This window comes from uncultured Aliiroseovarius sp. (assembly GCF_947497285.1).
In the GTDB taxonomy this organism is placed as follows: domain Bacteria; phylum Pseudomonadota; class Alphaproteobacteria; order Rhodobacterales; family Rhodobacteraceae; genus Aliiroseovarius.
In genome coordinates, this window is the sequence record NZ_CANMFT010000001.1 from 53,326 (window position 1) to 68,657 (window position 15,332).

Annotated in this window: 16 protein-coding genes; 9 read left to right on the top strand and 7 right to left on the bottom strand. The window is 58.9% G+C overall.

Translation table 11 applies throughout. The features are described from left to right. Nucleotides 1-35: 35 nt before the first annotated feature. On the bottom strand, nucleotides 36-788 hold the full coding sequence (locus Q0864_RS00275; RefSeq protein WP_298564939.1) for a TIM barrel protein: 753 nt from the start codon (nucleotides 786-788) through the stop codon (nucleotides 36-38). Between the two features lie 169 nt (nucleotides 789-957). Between Q0864_RS00275 and Q0864_RS00280 the strand changes: the two genes are divergently transcribed. Beyond that, nucleotides 958-1,437 carry a hypothetical protein gene (locus tag Q0864_RS00280; RefSeq protein WP_298564942.1) on the top strand — a complete coding sequence of 160 codons (480 nt, stop codon included), beginning with the start codon at nucleotides 958-960 and terminating at the stop codon, nucleotides 1,435-1,437. On the opposite strand, the gene choV is transcribed toward Q0864_RS00280, so the two are convergent. From choV to Q0864_RS00295, 3 genes are all read right to left on the bottom strand, one after another. Beyond that, nucleotides 1,434-2,492: a choline ABC transporter ATP-binding protein gene (choV, locus tag Q0864_RS00285; RefSeq protein WP_298564945.1), complete on the bottom strand. Its 1,059-nt coding sequence runs from the start codon at nucleotides 2,490-2,492 to the stop codon at nucleotides 1,434-1,436. The two genes, Q0864_RS00280 and choV, sit on opposite strands and share 4 nt — an antisense overlap. Nucleotide 2,493: 1 nt before the next feature. Continuing rightward, the gene (choW, locus tag Q0864_RS00290; RefSeq protein WP_298564948.1) at nucleotides 2,494-3,324 is read right to left on the bottom strand and encodes a choline ABC transporter permease subunit; all 831 of its coding nucleotides are present in this window, start codon (nucleotides 3,322-3,324) and stop codon (nucleotides 2,494-2,496) included. A 79-nt stretch (nucleotides 3,325-3,403) separates the two neighbouring features. Then, entirely contained in the window at nucleotides 3,404-4,336 is a 933-nt protein-coding gene (locus Q0864_RS00295) for a choline ABC transporter substrate-binding protein (protein ID WP_298564950.1), read from the bottom strand. Nucleotides 4,337-4,530: 194 nt separating this feature from the next. Between Q0864_RS00295 and betI the strand changes: the two genes are divergently transcribed. From betI to Q0864_RS00315, 4 genes are all read left to right on the top strand, one after another. Continuing rightward, nucleotides 4,531-5,112 carry a transcriptional regulator BetI gene (betI, locus tag Q0864_RS00300; RefSeq protein ID WP_248370077.1) on the top strand — a complete coding sequence of 194 codons (582 nt, stop codon included), beginning with the start codon at nucleotides 4,531-4,533 and terminating at the stop codon, nucleotides 5,110-5,112. After that, nucleotides 5,109-6,617 (top strand): choline-sulfatase, encoded by a 1,509-nt coding sequence (gene betC / locus Q0864_RS00305; RefSeq protein WP_298564954.1) that lies wholly within the window; start codon nucleotides 5,109-5,111, stop codon nucleotides 6,615-6,617. Before betI ends, betC begins: the two co-directional genes overlap by 4 nt. Nucleotides 6,618-6,642: 25 nt before the next feature. Beyond that, nucleotides 6,643-8,298, top strand: a complete 1,656-nt coding sequence (gene betA, locus Q0864_RS00310) for a choline dehydrogenase (protein WP_298566132.1) — start codon at nucleotides 6,643-6,645, stop codon at nucleotides 8,296-8,298. Between the two features lie 86 nt (nucleotides 8,299-8,384). Continuing rightward, on the top strand, nucleotides 8,385-8,624 hold the full coding sequence (locus tag Q0864_RS00315) for a DUF465 domain-containing protein (protein ID WP_298564957.1): 240 nt from the start codon (nucleotides 8,385-8,387) through the stop codon (nucleotides 8,622-8,624). A 66-nt stretch (nucleotides 8,625-8,690) separates the two neighbouring features. Here the strand turns inward: Q0864_RS00315 and Q0864_RS00320 are convergent, their stop codons facing one another. The 3 genes from Q0864_RS00320 to Q0864_RS00330 all read right to left on the bottom strand — a co-directional run bounded on the left by Q0864_RS00320 (nucleotide 8,691) and on the right by Q0864_RS00330 (nucleotide 12,190). Beyond that, a complete protein-coding gene (locus tag Q0864_RS00320; protein WP_298564960.1) occupies nucleotides 8,691-9,506 on the bottom strand; it encodes an alpha/beta hydrolase in 816 nt (271 codons plus the stop codon). Beyond that, complete coding sequence (locus Q0864_RS00325) at nucleotides 9,503-10,906, bottom strand: helix-turn-helix transcriptional regulator (protein ID WP_298564963.1); 1,404 nt, start codon at nucleotides 10,904-10,906, stop codon at nucleotides 9,503-9,505. The genes Q0864_RS00320 and Q0864_RS00325 overlap by 4 nt, the downstream gene beginning before the upstream one ends. A gap of 69 nt (nucleotides 10,907-10,975) precedes the next feature. Then, a complete protein-coding gene (locus tag Q0864_RS00330) occupies nucleotides 10,976-12,190 on the bottom strand; it encodes a multidrug effflux MFS transporter (protein WP_298564965.1) in 1,215 nt (404 codons plus the stop codon). Nucleotides 12,191-12,359: 169 nt separating this feature from the next. Here Q0864_RS00330 and Q0864_RS00335 point away from each other — a divergent pair, with 169 nt between their 5' ends. The 4 genes from Q0864_RS00335 (at nucleotide 12,360) to Q0864_RS00350 (ending at nucleotide 15,253) form a co-directional block, all read left to right on the top strand. Then, on the top strand, nucleotides 12,360-13,892 hold the full coding sequence (locus Q0864_RS00335; protein ID WP_298564968.1) for an acyl-CoA carboxylase subunit beta: 1,533 nt from the start codon (nucleotides 12,360-12,362) through the stop codon (nucleotides 13,890-13,892). 26 nt (nucleotides 13,893-13,918) lie between these two features. Continuing rightward, nucleotides 13,919-14,359 carry a DUF6497 family protein gene (locus Q0864_RS00340; RefSeq protein ID WP_298564971.1) on the top strand — a complete coding sequence of 147 codons (441 nt, stop codon included), beginning with the start codon at nucleotides 13,919-13,921 and terminating at the stop codon, nucleotides 14,357-14,359. Nucleotides 14,360-14,373: 14 nt separating this feature from the next. After that, nucleotides 14,374-14,721 carry a hypothetical protein gene (locus Q0864_RS00345; RefSeq protein WP_298566134.1) on the top strand — a complete coding sequence of 116 codons (348 nt, stop codon included), beginning with the start codon at nucleotides 14,374-14,376 and terminating at the stop codon, nucleotides 14,719-14,721. Nucleotides 14,722-15,046: 325 nt separating this feature from the next. Next, nucleotides 15,047-15,253: a hypothetical protein gene (locus Q0864_RS00350; RefSeq protein ID WP_298564973.1), complete on the top strand. Its 207-nt coding sequence runs from the start codon at nucleotides 15,047-15,049 to the stop codon at nucleotides 15,251-15,253. Nucleotides 15,254-15,332 lie beyond the last annotated feature (79 nt).

Below are 15,332 nucleotides of genomic sequence, written 5' to 3' on the forward strand. Positions count from 1 at the left end.
ACCTGCAGCATGAGACCTGTGCGCAATCAGCGCGCCTAGCCCCTCATCCAAATCAGCCCGGCTTCGGTCTGGGCGGTGGGGTGGTATTCACCGCTGACCCAGCCGGCGTAGCCGTCTGCATCAACTTTGCGAAACCAGGCAGGGAAGTCGACATCACCGCGAATGGGTTCGCGCCGGTCCGGAAGGCCACCGACCTGAATGTGGCGCGTGATGGCTTTGTGCGTGTCCCAGGTTGACCACAGATCGCCGGTGATTTTCTCGGCATGGTAGGCGTCGAATTGCAGCCCCAGGTTCGGTGCGCCGACTTCGGCAATGATGGCGGCGGCCTGATCGAAATCGTTCAGAAAATACCCCGGCATATCCTGCGCATTGATGGGCTCGATGGTCAGGCTTTGCGCGGGCGCTTGCTTGGCGGCCCATCGCAGGTTTTCCACAAACGTCTGATGTGCGACCTGACCCTGCGCCTTGCCCGCCATGATGTGCAGATGCGTGGCGTCGAACGCTTGGGCAAAGCGAACCGCACGCCTGAAATCATGTTGAAATCTGGCTTGTCCACCGGCAATGGCGCCAAATCCACGATCCCCACCTGCCCAGTTTGGCGGCGGCGTATTGATCAGCACCATCTTCAGGTTGTTGGCCGTCAGCCGCCTTGTGATCTCGGACGCGGCATCGTCATAGGGGAACAGCACTTCAACGGCCGCAAAACCCGCTGTAGCCGCAGCTTCGAAGCGGTCCAGAAATGGCAATTCCTTGAACAGAAGGGTCAGATTGGCGGCAAATTTCGGCATCAGGGTTCGGGCTTTATTGTTTTCGCGACAATGGGCACGGCGGGAAGGTTTGGCAATTGTTGATTGGCGCGCGATGCGCGCAAAAGTGCAAGGATGGCGGCGCGCTGACATGCTTGCTTGACCAATTACAGGTTTGTTGTAGGTTTTTCCAATCAATCAGAGGGTCCACATGCGCCTTTTCGCCATTCCAGCACTTCTTGCATCACTGACGACACTGACGGGCTGCCAGTCGACGCAGGACACTGCGGCCTCGCGTGGGGCCGCGACCTTTTGTGACAGGGTTATCCGATGGGACCCCGTTGGTGCAGATGGTCAGGCAGAGCGCGCCGTGATCCGACCCGAGATTTGTGCAAAGCCTTCGGGACAGGATGTTTGGATAAAGGTGCCGCAGGTTCATACAAGACTGGGTGGCCGGCAGTTCTTTGTCCTGCTGCGGTCAGATGATCCGCATTTGCAGACAGACGCAGAAGGCACCCCACCGCGCCTTGCGGGGTGGACGCTTCAGGCGCGACCATTCAGCTATGCGCACGAAATCATTGCGATCCGCAGTGAAGGGGCCGAGGGGCCGTCGGCGCTTGCTACACAAGACTGCCCGCGCAAAGCCGCTGGCAAGAAAAACGGGCAGAGCTACTGTATCGCAGCGCCCTAGTCCGTGTTGCGCGGGTCCAGCAGGCGCTCCATCACGTGATCGGACGTGATCCGGCCCACCACGCGGCCGCCGTCCACGACTGCCACCTCTGGCTGCCCTTTCAGGGCGCGCATCACCTTTACGACACGGTCACGCGCTTCGATCTGAACGCTGGCAGTGCTGTCGCCTGAGATCATCACATCGCGTGCCGTCAGAACACCCAGTGGGTTCATATGTGCCACGAAATCCGCGACATAATCGTCCGCTGGCGCCGTGAAGATATCGCGCGGTGTGCCGCATTGCACGATCCGCCCGCCTTTCATGATGGCGATCCGGTCGCCCAGCTTGAACGCCTCGTCCAAGTCATGGCTGACGAAAATGATGGTGCGTTGCAGGGTTTGCTGTAGCTCCATCAACTCGTCTTGCAGGCGCGTGCGGATCAATGGATCAAGCGCCGAAAACGGCTCGTCCATCAAAAGGATCGGGGCTTCTGTGACGAAGGCGCGTGCAAGCCCGACGCGTTGCTGCATCCCGCCTGACAAGTCTCCGACTTTGCGGTCGGCCCAGTCGGACAAGCCCACCAGCTCTAGCTGCGCGTCAACGCGGTCTTTGCGATCGGCGAGCGAGACGCCGTCAAGCTCCAGCCCCAGCCCCACATTCTGGTGCACAGTGCGCCACGGCAGCAGGCCGAATTGTTGAAAAACCATGGCCACGTGGCGCGCACGGATGCGGCGAAGCGTGGCTTTGTCTGCGTTGGTGACATCGACCAGCGTATCGCCATCGGACACATGCGCCGCGCCGCGCACCACGGGGTTCAGCCCGTTTACCGCCCGCAGCAGGGTGGATTTGCCCGAGCCGGACAGGCCCATCAGCACCAAAATCTCGCCTTGCTGCACATCCAGCGAACAATTGTGGACGCCCAGCACCTGACCGGTGTCTTGCTGCACCTCGGCGCGGGTTTTCCCTTCGTCCATCATCGGAAGCGCCGCTTGAGGATTGTCACCAAATACGATCGAGACGTTGTCGAATTTGACCGCCACGCCTGTGGCTTCGGATGGGTTCGTTGCTTGTGTCATCTCAGCGCTCCACCCGCAGGATACGGTCGAGCATGATGGCAACGACCACGATGATGATGCCGCTCTCAAAGCCAAGCGCGGTGTTCACTTGGTTCAGGGCACGCACGACGGGCACGCCCAGACCATCTGCGCCCACAAGGGCCGCGATCACCACCATGGACAGCGACAACATGATAGTTTGGTTCAGGCCAGCCATGATTTGCGGCAGCGCATAGGGAAGTTCGACCTTCCAAAGGGTCTGCCGCGGGGTCGCCCCAAAGGCTTGTGCAGCCTCAAGCAGGTCAGGCGGGGTCGAGCTGACCCCAAGATGGGTCAGGCGGATCGGAGCGGGCAACACGAAGATCACAGTGGCGATCAAACCCGGCACCATGCCAATGCCGAAAAAGACGATCGCAGGGATCAGGTAAACGAAGGTCGGCAGGGTCTGCATCAGGTCCAGAACAGGCCGCATGGCGCGAAAGAGCCTTGGACGATGAGCGGCTGCAATACCGATGGGGGTGCCGACGGCCATGCACACGACGCAGGCCGAAAGGACCAGCGTCAGGCTTTCGGTCGTTTCCTCCCAATACCCTTGGTTAAGGATGAACAGGAAGCCGAAGAACACCAGCGCGCAGGTTTTCCAGTTGCGCTGCAAGATCCAGGTGATGGCGACGAAAACAGCGGTGATCAGCAGGGGATGTGGCGTTTGAAGCACCCAAAGGATTGCGTCAATCAACAGCTCCATCAACCAGCTGAGCCAGTCGAAAAAGGGCTCGCCGGTTTCCTGAAGCCAGTCGAAAAGCCGTTTGGCGGTTTTGCCCACCGGGATCTTCGTGTCCGTCAGCCACTCCATGATCATACATCCCCAGATATTGATCTGTCAAAGAAACGCGCCGGGGAGAAACCCCGGCGCGGTGTTGGGTTGGATTGGATCAGAGACCCAGCGCGCCCTTCACGGCGGCAACGCTGTCGCCACCATCCAAGGTGGTCACGCCGTCAAGCCACGCCATGAACGCATCGGGATTGGCTTTCAGCCAAGCGCTGGCGGCATCTGCGGCGTCTTCACCACCGTCCAGGATCGCAGCCATGATCTCGTTTTCCATGGCCAGCGTGAACTCGAGGTTGTTCAGCAGCTTACCGACATTGGGGCAGTCTTCGACATAGCCCTTGCGGGTGTTGGTCATGACCTGTGCGCCGCCAAGGTTGGGGCCGAAGAAATCGTCGCCTCCGGTCAGATAACCCATGTCGAAATTGGCGTTCATCGGGTGCGGCTCCCAGCCAAGGAAGACAACCGGCTCGCCTTTCTTGTCGGCCCGCGCAACCTGCGCCAGCATACCCTGCTCCGAGCTTTCGACGACCTCGAACCCTTCAAGGCCGAAGGCGTTGTCGTCAATCATTGATTGGATAAGGCGGTTGCCGTCATTGCCGGGCTCGATTCCATAAATCTTGCCTTCCAGCGCGTCGCTGTTGGCGGCGATGTCGGCAAAATCCTTGATGCCCATATCCATGGCCGCTTTGTTGACAGCCAGCGTGTATTTGGCGCCATCAAGGTTCATGCGCACGGTGTCCACGGTGCCAGCTTCGCGATAGGGCGCGATGTCGGCTTCCATTGTGGGCATCCAGTTGCCCAGGAACACGTCGATGTCCCCTTCGGCCATTGACGTATAGGTCACCGGCACGGACAGCACCTTGATGTCGGTCTCATAGCCCAGTGCGTCAAGCACAACGGTTGTCGCGGCGGTTGTCGCGGTGATGTCTGTCCAGCCAACGTCTGAGAATACGATCTCTTTGCAATGGCCGTCCGCGAAGGCGGTCGTTGCGGCGGCCGAAAGGGCAATGGCGGATAGTGTTGTTCTGAGGTTCATTTGTCGCTCCCTGTTTATTGGTGCGGTTTCTTATTTGGCGGTGGTCCGGTGGTATACGCGGACCGCTCGCACGAACCCTAACGCAGCACACGCGGGGGCGAAACCAGCTTCATTGATTACAGACGCTGCTTTTTATTGATTGACGAGTCAATTAAAAACCGCAACCCTGCGCCAGCATCTGGTCAGGAGACGTCATGCCGAAACTTGGAATGGAACCGATCCGACGCGGAGCGTTGGTGCAGGCCACGATCCACGAGATCGGGCGTGCCGGCAGCTTGGATGTCACCGTGACCCAGATCGCCAAACGGGCTGGCATGTCCAGTGCCTTGGCCCACCACTATTTCGGTGGCAAGGACCAGATTTTCTTGGCGGCGATGCGCCATATTCTGTCAGTCTATAGCGCGCAGGTGCGGGCCGCGCTGCTGGGTGCTACGGCCCCCCGCGACCGGGTCGAGGCGATCATCCGCGCAAATTTTGAAGCCGGGAATTTCCGCCCCGAGGTCGTTTCGGCCTGGCTGAATTTTTATGTGATGTCGCAAAGCAATGACGGCGCGCGGCGGCTGTTGCGTGTCTATCAGCACCGGCTGCATTCCAACCTTGTCCACGATCTGCGCCCGCTTGTAGGGGACGCGGCACATGATGTGGCCGACACGATCGCCTCGATGATCGACGGGCTTTATATCCGCCGTGCCCTGCGCGAAGAAATCCCAAGTGCCGGGCACGCCTGCGAGCGCGTATTGGCCTGCCTTGATGTGCTGCTGGAGGCCAACCAATGACCAACCCGAATATCCTGATCATCATGGTTGACCAGTTGAACGGCACCCTGTTTCCAGACGGGCCTGCCGATTGGCTGCACGCGCCCAACCTGAAAAAGCTGGCGGCACGGTCGGTGCGGTTCGCCAACACTTATACGGCCAGCCCCTTGTGTGCGCCCGGCCGGGCCAGCTTCATGTCGGGCCAATTGCCCAAGCGCACGCGGGTCTATGACAACGCGGCTGAGTTTGCGTCCGACATTCCGACCTATGCCCATCATCTGCGCCGTGCGGGCTATCAGACAGCGCTGTCTGGCAAGATGCACTTTGTCGGCCCCGACCAGATGCATGGGTTCGAGGAACGGCTGACGACCGATATCTACCCCGCCGATTTCGGCTGGACGCCGGACTATCGCAAACCCGGCGAACGGATTGAGTGGTGGTATCACAATATGGGCTCCGTCACTGGGTCCGGCGTGGCCGAGATTTCCAACCAGATGGAGTATGACGACGAAGTTGCTTATCACGCCTGCGCCAAGCTTTATGATCTGGCGCGGGGTCACGACGACCGCCCCTGGTGCCTGACCGTCAGCTTCACGCATCCGCATGACCCCTATGTGGCACGGCGCAAATACTGGGATCTCTACGAGGATTGCGAGCACCTTCTGCCCAACGTCCCCGCGATGGATTACGACGACCATGACCCCCACGCGCAGCGGATATTCGACGCCAATGACTGGCGCAATTTCGATATCACGGACGAGGATATCCGCCGCTCGCGCCGCGCCTATTTCGCCAACATCTCGTATCTGGATGACAAGGTGGGCGAGATGCTGGACGTGATGGAGCAGACCCGGCAGGAGGCGATCATCGTTTTTGTCTCGGATCACGGTGATATGCTGGGTGAACGCGGGCTGTGGTTCAAAATGAACTTCTACGAGGGGTCCGCGCGCGTTCCCCTGATGATCTCGGCGCCGGGGCTGGAGCCGGGGTTGGTACAAGCGCCGGTCTCGACGCTGGATGTGACGCCGACACTGGCCGATCTGGCAGGGGTATCGCTGGACGAGGTGATGCCGTGGGTGGATGGCGAAAGCCTGTTGCCGGTGGCGACGGGAGGCACACGTGAAAGCCCGGTTGCGATGGAATATGCGGCCGAAGGGTCTTATGCGCCGCTTGTCTCTTTACGATATGGACCGTGGAAATATAACCGCTGTGCGCTTGATCCCGATCAGCTTTTCAACATTGACGACGATCCGCACGAATTGACCAACCTTGCGAACGACCCGGCGCATCAAGGCACTTTGACCAGCCTGCGCGCCAAATCAGAAGCCCGCTGGGATCTGGCTGCTTTTGATGCCGAAGTGCGCGAAAGTCAGGCGCGCCGCTGGGTGGTTTACGAGGCGCTGCGCAATGGGGCGTATTTCCCTTGGGACTATCAGCCGCTGCAAAAAGCTTCTGAACGCTACATGCGCAATCACATGAATTTGGACACTCTTGAAGAAGGTCAGCGTTTCCCGCGTGGGGAATAAGCGGCCGACGATCGGACATATGAACATGCAAGCGGAATACATCATTGTGGGCGCGGGCAGCGCGGGCTGCGCCATGGCATATCGACTGGCCGAGGCCGGAAAACGGGTGCTGGTCATCGAGCATGGTGGCTCGGACGCGGGTCCGTTCATCCAGATGCCCGCCGCCCTGAGCTATCCCATGAATATGGGCTTGTATGACTGGGGGTTCAAAACCGACCCTGAACCGCATCTGGGCGGGCGCACATTGGTAACGCCGCGCGGCAAGGTGATTGGCGGATCAAGCTCGATCAACGGGATGGTCTATGTGCGCGGTCATGCGCGCGATTTCGATCACTGGGCCGAGATGGGGGCGGATGGCTGGGCCTATGCGGATGTGCTGCCCTATTTCAAACGGATGGAGCATTGGCATGACGGTGGTCACGGTGGTGACAGCGACTGGCGCGGCACAGAAGGGCCGCTCCACGTCACGCGCGGGCCGCGGGCAAACCCCTTGTTTCATGCCTTTGTCGAGGCCGGAAAGCAGGCCGGATACCCGGTCACCGGTGACTATAACGGCCAACAGCAAGAGGGCTTCGGCCCGATGGAGCAGACGGTTTGGCGGGGACGACGCTGGTCGGCGGCGAACGCCTATCTTCGCCCGGCGCTCAAGCGCGAAAATTGCGAGCTGATCCGGGCGTTTGTGCGCAAAGTGGTGATCGAAGATGGCCGCGCCATCGGGGTCGAGGTCGAGCGCGCGGGAAAAATCGAGGTGATCCGCGCCGAGGCCGAGGTGATCATCGCCGCAAGCTCGATCAACTCGCCGAAGCTCTTGATGCTGTCGGGCATCGGCCCCGCGTCGCATCTGGCCGAGCACGGGATTGAGGTTATCGCAGATCGCCCCGGTGTCGGGCAAAACCTGCAGGACCACCTTGAGGTCTATATGCAGTATGCCGCGAAAAAACCGATCACACTGTATCGGTATTGGAACCTTGTCTGGAAGGGTATTCTGGGCACGCAATGGCTGTTCACCAAAACGGGCCTGGGCGCGTCGAACCAGTTTGAAAGCGCCGCCTTCATCCGCTCGCGCGCGGGTGTTGAATACCCGGATATCCAGTATCATTTTCTGCCAATGGCGGTGCGCTATGACGGGAAGGCCGCTGCCGAAGGGCATGGGTTCCAAGCCCATACCGGACCGATGCGGTCGTCGTCACGCGGGGAAATCACCCTGAAAAGTGCCGACCCGAACGAGGCGCCTCGCATTTTCTTCAATTACATGTCCACCGATCAGGACTGGGAAGACTTCCGCACCTGCATCCGCCTGACCCGCGAAATATTTTCGCAAGACGCGTTCAATGACCATGTGAAGCACGAAATCCAACCGGGCAATGCGCTGCAAACCGATGACGAGATTGACAGCTTCATTCGCGAACACGCCGAAAGCGCCTATCACCCCTGCGGCACGTGTCGCATCGGTCGCGCCGATGATCCGATGGCCGTGGTTGACTCCGACATGCGGGTGATCGGCGTTCAGGGATTGCGTGTCGCCGACAGCTCGGTCTTTCCACGTATCACCAATGGCAACCTCAATGCGCCATCGATCATGGTGGGGGAAAAAACCGCGGATCACATCCTTGGGCGCCGCTTGGCCGCATCGAACGATGCGCCGTGGATTCATCCGGACTGGCAAAATAAACAGCGCTGAGCATCGTTGTTTGATCCCTGTCAAAGCAGCCCATGCGGGATCACGCGCACTATCTATCTGAACATTGAAAAGAGGAGAAATCGCGAATGTCCCACACCCCTCATGAGTTGCATGAAGAATTTCCCGAATTGGCCGCGAAGATGACTGAACTGAAGGTATCAGACCCGCATTTCGCCAAGTTGGCTGAAGAGTATCACGAGTTGAACCGAGCCGTTCATCGCGCAGAAACGAATGTCGAACCGACAGATCAGTTTAACGAAGAAGAGATGCGCAAGAAACGCGCCATACTCAAAGACGAGATTTACCGGATGCTGACCGCCGCCTGAGAAGGCTGCCACGTCGATCAAAAAAATGCGCCCCGAACAGGTTTCGGGGCGTTCTTTTTAGCACTCTCAGTAGAGTTTTTCGATCCAAGCCCGAAGTTTCCGGCGTGTCTCGACACGCCAGATTGAGCCATGGTCGGCACTGGGAAAAACGACCAGCTTCTTGTTTGCGCTTGCTGAGCGGCGATACAGCTCGCGGCCCATCGACACCGGAACGGTGGTGTCCTTTGCGCCATGCATAATGAACAGCGGCGTCTTGACCCGACCGATCACGCGTTTTGACGGCCACAGGTCAGTGCGCGCCATGAACAGCGGCAGCATGGCGGGGTTTTTGTAGCGCACAAGATCCAGAAGCGAGGTATAGGGACTTTGCAGCACTATCCCCAAGGGGGGATTGCGTTTTGCAACCGGATGGGCAGCCAGTTCGATCGCAACCCCGGTGCCAAGGCTTTCGCCCAGCAAGATGATCCGGCTGTCGCCGACAAACTTCGGCAAGTCCTGATATAGCTCTGTCGCCAGCTTCTGAATGCGGTAACGCTCGGGGGTGCCGGCGCTACCGGACGAGCCGGGATAGGCCATGGCCACAAGCCCGTAGCCGCGTTCCAGAAACCAAGGGAATTTCTTGGCCCGCAGCGCGAGGTTTCCACCAGAACCGTGAAGGTAGAACACAGTCGGTTTTCCGGGCTTGGGCTTGCTGACCCAGAGCACCAAACCCTTGTAGATCACTTCATCCAGCCGTTTGTCGCTGACTTGTTTGGGGTTTTCGCGTTTCGGATTGAACTGATAGAAAACGCGCTGCTCAAGCGATTGGGCGGTCGCGGGCAGCGCCGTGAGCACGCACAAGGTCATCAGGGCCATGGCAATCGAAAGCAGATGTCGTTTCATCGTTTGATCTCGTACGGAAGGGTTCCTCGTGAATATGGGTCGACTTGCAACTTGCGTTCAAGGGGAGGGACTGATCGTTGGTGACAATACTGGCGTTCGCAGATGCGACACGATACGCCAATGGGCTCAAATGCTGCATCGTTCGAGGTGTCGAGGTCATCAGCATACACCAAAGCGCCTGCATGTTTTACCTCGCACCCCAACCCGATGGCATAGCGGCGCACGGGGGCGTCAAAGCTGCCACCTGATTTCGACACGTTTCGCGCCAGACAAAAATACCGCATGCCGTCCGGTGTCTGGGCCAATTGGCGCAGGAAACGTCCAGGTGTTTCAAAGGCTTGGTGGACGTTCCATAAAGGGCAGGCCCCGCCAAAACGGGCAAATTGAAGGCGTGTTGCCGAATGTCGCTTGGTGATCGTTCCCGCCTGATCGACGCGCACGAAGAAAAATGGGATGCCCTTTGCACCGGGGCGCTGCAAGGTGGAGAGGCGATGCGCGACCTGTTCGATCGACGCGCCGAACCGATCAGCAAGCCGCTCCAGATCGTGGCGGGTCTCATGAGCGGCGGCGAGAAACTGCTCATAGGGCAGCAGCGCCGCACCTGCAAAATAGTTCGCAAGGCCCAACTTGGCGATGGCGCGGGCTTCTTCGGTCTGGAATCGCGCAAAATCCAAGGTGGCTTCCAGCAGCGCGTCTTGCGTCAGCAGTGCGACTTGCATCAGAAGCTGGAATTCCTGCGTGGCGCGAGGTGGGCGGGTGGACAGGGTAAGGGTGCGCGTGTCCGGGTCAAAGCTGCGCATCGGGTCTTGATCAGCGTGCACAACGCTGATCCCGCGGTCTGACAGGACAGATTGGGCCATGCCGGCCGGGGACAGGCCGCGCGATTTTCCTGTGTTCACGAAATGCTCGGCGGCGCGGTCCACAGCATCGATGTAATTGTCGCAATAGTGAAAGAAATCGCGAACCTCGTCCCATGGGCTGGCCTGCGTGCGTTTGTCCCCTGCGCCCATGTTTTCATCTAGCGATGCAAGCCGTTCGTGGCCCAGGCGATAGGCGCGGTGCAGTTCCAGAAGCGCATGAGCCAATGCCGGCGCGTTTGACGCCGCCAGTCTAAGGTCGGCCAACGGAGGAACATCGGAAAAGACCGGATCAGCGAAGGCTTCGCGCATGTCGCTGACCAGGCGTTCTGCGTCGCCGGTCGATAGTTCGGCAACATCAAAGCCAAATTCCTGCGCCAAGGCCAGAACCACGCCGGTGGACACCGGGCGGTTGTTGTTCTCCATCTGGTTTAGATAGGGCAGGCTAACACCCAGCTTTTCGGCAAAAGCTTTCTGTGTCAGGCCAAGGCGGGTTCGAATTTCGCGCAGCTTAACACCGGCATAGAGCTTCTGAGTGGCCATGGCGTGCGCTCCCTTGCGTGGTTTGCAAACTTCCTTAAGGCGCAGCGTATCATTTGCAAATGCGCGGCGTCAAAGCCCCAATCGTCGTTCGCGCAGAATAACGAAGAGGATCGAAACGACCGCCAGAAGTGACGACGCCAGCATCAGCAGCAGCAGGGGCAAGGCGGTTGATCCCGGCACCAATAGCCAACCGGCAAAGGCCGACAAAGCCGCGCCACCGCCGATGTTCAGCGCGCCGCCAAGGCCGGATGCGCTGCCTGCCAGTTCCGGGCGCACGCTCATCATGCCGGCGGTGGCATTGGGCAGCGTCATGCCGTTGCCCATCCCGACCCATGTCATGAAGCCGAAGAACACATATTCCGATCCCAAGCCGAGCAGGAAAAGTGCAACCGACATCAGCAAACCAGCCGCTGTGATGATCGCCCCCCAGAGCACCATTCGGGTCATTCCGATGCGGGTCGAGAAGCGGCCCGAGATGAAATTGCCGACAAGATACCCGGCGGCCGGCGCGCCAAAGAACAAACCAAGACGGGCGGGGCTCATGTCATAGATCATGCTGCCCACAAATGGCGCGCCGCCCAGATAGGCAAAGAAAGCGCCAGACGTTAAAGCGGCAGACAGGCAATATCCCCAAAACCGTGGCGAGGTCAGAAGTGACGGATAGGCCTGAAACTGGGCGCGAAAGCCGCCGGGTCTTGGGGTAACGGTTTCACCCAAATCGCGCCAGGTCAGCAGCATCGCCGCCAGTCCTGCTCCGGCTTGCAGCCAGAAATTCGCCTTCCACCCGAAGCTTTGGTCCAAGATGCCGCCGATTGAGGGGCCGATCATCGGGATGATGGACATTCCCATCGTGACATAGCCAATCATCGAGGCCGCGCGATCCCCCGGCACCATGTCGCGGATCGCGGCGCGCGATAGCACCACCCCAACAACGACGGCCGCCTGCAGCATGCGAAAGCTTAGAAAGACCTCGATGCTGGGGGCCGCAATGCAACCGAGTGTCGCCAGTATATAGATCGCAAAGCCTGCCAGAATGACCCGACGGCGGCCAAACCGATCAGAGATCGGGCCCACGACGATTTGCATCAGGGCATTCATGCAAAGATACAGCGCCACCGACAACTGCACGACGCGGTAGTCGACCTCGAAATACAAAGCCATTCCGGGAAGCGACGGCAGAAACACGTTCATCGACAGCGTCGCCGCCGCCGCCACGAATGTCAGCGTGAACACGTGCGGAGGCGTGGTTGCGTCAAGAAATCTGGGGGCGGGCAGGGGGCTCATCTCTCATGGCTAGTCCTGCGACTTCAAACTGTCCATTGGTGACCGCAGGGCTTCGCAACTATTCATTTTGCAAAATTGGCATTGCAACAAATTTGCAAATTCGCCCTATTTTGCTTTCAGCTTGCGCCACACAAGGCTAGTTTGCCCGCAAATCAAGGAGTGCCGCCAGATGAAAGATATTCTTCAGCAACTTGAAGACCGCCGTGAAAAAGCTCGCCTTGGGGGCGGTCAACGGCGAATCGACAGCCAGCACAAGAAAGGCAAGCTGACCGCGCGCGAGCGGGTCGAGCTTTTGTTGGACGAAGGCTCGTTCGAAGAATTTGATATGTTCAAGGCCCACCGCTGCACGGAATTTGGCATGGAAGCCGACAAACCCGCTGGCGATGGTGTCATCACGGGCTGGGGCACGATCAACGGGCGACTGGTTTACGTGTTTAGTCAGGACTTCACGGTGTTTGGTGGCTCTCTTTCCGAAACCAACGCTGAAAAGATCTGCAAGGTCATGGACATGGCCGTGCAAAACGGTGCGCCAGTGATCGGTATCAACGATTCCGGTGGGGCCCGTATTCAGGAAGGTGTCGCGTCGCTTGCGGGCTATGCCGAAGTGTTCCAGCGCAACATCATGGCCTCGGGCGTGGTGCCGCAGATCTCGGTGATCATGGGGCCATGCGCAGGGGGGGCCGTGTATTCGCCGGCCATGACGGATTTCATTTTCATGGTGAAAGACACGTCCTACATGTTTGTGACGGGTCCGGATGTGGTGAAAACCGTTACGAACGAGGTCGTCACGGCCGAAGAGCTGGGCGGCGCATCGACCCACACCCGCAAATCCTCGGTCGCCGATGGTGCGTTTGAAAACGATGTCGAAGCCCTGTCCGAAATTCGCCGCCTTGTCGATTTCCTGCCGCTCAACAACCGTGACAAGGCCCCAACGCGCCCCTTCTTCGACGATCCTGCCCGGATTGACGAAAGTCTGGACACCTTGGTGCCCGACAACGCCAATACGCCTTATGACATGAAAGAGCTGATCACGAAGCTTGCCGATGAAGGCGACTTTTACGAGATCCAGGAAGATTACGCCAAGAACATCATCACCGGTTTTATCAGACTTGAAGGTCAAACCGTTGGTGTCGTGGCCAACCAGCCGATGGTATTGGCGGGTTGTCTCGACATCGACAGTTCGCGCAAGGCGGCCCGTTTCGTGCGGTTCTGTGACGCCTTTGAAATCCCGATCCTGACGCTTGTTGATGTGCCGGGCTTTCTGCCGGGGACCAGCCAGGAATATGGCGGGGTTATCAAGCATGGTGCCAAGCTGCTCTTTGCCTATGGCGAGGCGACAGTGCCGAAGGTGACGTTGATCACCCGCAAAGCCTATGGCGGTGCTTATGATGTGATGGCCTCCAAACACCTGCGGGGGGATTTCAACTATGCGTGGCCGACTGCCGAGATCGCCGTGATGGGCGCGAAAGGCGCAGTTGAAATCCTGCATCGGGCCGATCTGGGCGATGCCGAAAAGATCACGCAGCACACACAAGACTATGAAGATCGGTTCGCAAACCCCTTTGTCGCAGCAGAGCGGGGCTTTATCGACGAAGTGATCCAGCCACGGTCGTCGCGCCTGCGGATCAGCCGCGCCTTTGCGTCCTTGCGCAATAAGAAAGTGCAGAACCCGTGGAAAAAACACGACAACATTCCGCTCTAGGTATGCTTGGCGGGCGCACATATCGTATGCCAGCAGGGCTGGTCAAAGCGGCGGCGGTGGTCGTGGCTGTGGCGCAGACTGCACCGGCTGATGGTGCCGCAGCTGATGCGCCGTGGCCGTCAGGCAGTGCGATTGCCGTTCCATCCGGGCAAGATATCACATTCATGGACGTGATCTATGATGTGCAAAGCGGTGTTGGCGAAGCCTTCAGGTATCGGTTTCTTGCCCCGGGCATTGCGCGCGATGCAGGCAGCATCGCGTTCGTGCAGGCCGAAGAGGATATGGCAGCGCTGTGTCAGGACTTCATCTTGCCGAAGTTGATCGAAACAGGCGCCGAAATGCCTGCGCAGATCATCGTCGTGTTGTCTGACAGACCGGTGGAATTTGGCATCGCGGACCCGGACGCCACGCAATTCTTTGAAGCCTACCGTCCAGAAGACGATAGCTGCATTTGGGAGGGGTTCTAATGGCCTTGCCATTTATGACCAAGCACAAGGGTTTTCCCGGACGCCTGCCAAGCACCGATTTCCAGTTCACTATACGTCGACCTAACAAGTCCGGCGCGACGCCCCTGATTGCGCGCGAACGCTATGCCGATCGTAGGCCAGCGGACCGGCGCGCGGATGTGGGGTTTATGAAATGCCTGTGGGAATATTTCGGCGATCAGCCGTTTGAGCGCGGAAATCTGGATGCAGGACGTCTGTCCTGGTTGTTTGGCCGCGAGGTGGTGGCCGCCGAAGACCCATTCGATCCAGAGAGCTATGAAGCGTTGCTTCGGATCGATGTGGACCGTGCGCGCGCAGCATTTCCGGATGTATTCGAGGGGTAATCGGCATGAATTCGCCCGTTGCGGGAATGAAGTGGCAGATTCCAGCCCAAATCGCTCGGGTGGCTTTGGGCCGCTCTTGCATGACGGGAAAGGCATTGCGATGTTGTTTCCACACAGGAAACAAATCCCCGTTTCCTGTTATGGTTTGTCGAAACCATTACCCTTCCCCTTCTTCTGCCCGGTTCTATGCGAAAGCATCAGAACCGGGTCCTTTTTCCCAAAAAAACTGGGCGTTAGACCGCGCAGGGCAAAAATTCCGCTTTGGTTTTTCGGCATTCGACTGCAAAATGGGTGTGAACAATAATACAACCAGAGGCAGTCTAAGATGCAGATCAGCAAAATTTCCGCAGGGGCCATCATCCTTGCACTGCTGGCCGGGTGCCAGTGGAACGACATGCAACGCGCCGGTGTCGGCGCGGCAACGGGCGCCGTGGTCGCGAAAGCAACCAGCGGCAACCTTCTTACCGGCGCGGTCATCGGCGCGGGCGCGGGTGCGCTTTGCGACGATGTTGGGCTTAGAATCTGTAACTGACACCGGGGCCGCTCAGCGCGGCGCCACACATTGTGACAAGCCCGCCGGGATGCGTTCCGGTGGGCTTTTCCATGCCTAT

Coding starts and splice junctions, on each gene's coding strand:
- Q0864_RS00275 (WP_298564939.1), bottom strand. CDS start 788: ATGCCGAAATTTGCCGCCAATCTGACCCTTCTGTTCAAGGAATTGCCA.
- Q0864_RS00280 (WP_298564942.1), top strand. CDS start 958: ATGCGCCTTTTCGCCATTCCAGCACTTCTTGCATCACTGACGACACTG.
- Q0864_RS00315 (WP_298564957.1), top strand. CDS start 8,385: ATGTCCCACACCCCTCATGAGTTGCATGAAGAATTTCCCGAATTGGCC.
- betA (WP_298566132.1), top strand. CDS start 6,643: ATGCAAGCGGAATACATCATTGTGGGCGCGGGCAGCGCGGGCTGCGCC.
- Q0864_RS00330 (WP_298564965.1), bottom strand. CDS start 12,190: ATGAGCCCCCTGCCCGCCCCCAGATTTCTTGACGCAACCACGCCTCCG.
- Q0864_RS00340 (WP_298564971.1), top strand. CDS start 13,919: ATGCCAGCAGGGCTGGTCAAAGCGGCGGCGGTGGTCGTGGCTGTGGCG.
- choV (WP_298564945.1), bottom strand. CDS start 2,492: ATGACACAAGCAACGAACCCATCCGAAGCCACAGGCGTGGCGGTCAAA.
- Q0864_RS00325 (WP_298564963.1), bottom strand. CDS start 10,906: ATGGCCACTCAGAAGCTCTATGCCGGTGTTAAGCTGCGCGAAATTCGA.
- Q0864_RS00345 (WP_298566134.1), top strand. CDS start 14,374: ATGACCAAGCACAAGGGTTTTCCCGGACGCCTGCCAAGCACCGATTTC.
- Q0864_RS00350 (WP_298564973.1), top strand. CDS start 15,047: ATGCAGATCAGCAAAATTTCCGCAGGGGCCATCATCCTTGCACTGCTG.
- choW (WP_298564948.1), bottom strand. CDS start 3,324: ATGGAGTGGCTGACGGACACGAAGATCCCGGTGGGCAAAACCGCCAAA.
- betC (WP_298564954.1), top strand. CDS start 5,109: ATGACCAACCCGAATATCCTGATCATCATGGTTGACCAGTTGAACGGC.
- Q0864_RS00320 (WP_298564960.1), bottom strand. CDS start 9,506: ATGAAACGACATCTGCTTTCGATTGCCATGGCCCTGATGACCTTGTGC.
- Q0864_RS00295 (WP_298564950.1), bottom strand. CDS start 4,336: ATGAACCTCAGAACAACACTATCCGCCATTGCCCTTTCGGCCGCCGCA.
- betI (WP_248370077.1), top strand. CDS start 4,531: ATGCCGAAACTTGGAATGGAACCGATCCGACGCGGAGCGTTGGTGCAG.
- Q0864_RS00335 (WP_298564968.1), top strand. CDS start 12,360: ATGAAAGATATTCTTCAGCAACTTGAAGACCGCCGTGAAAAAGCTCGC.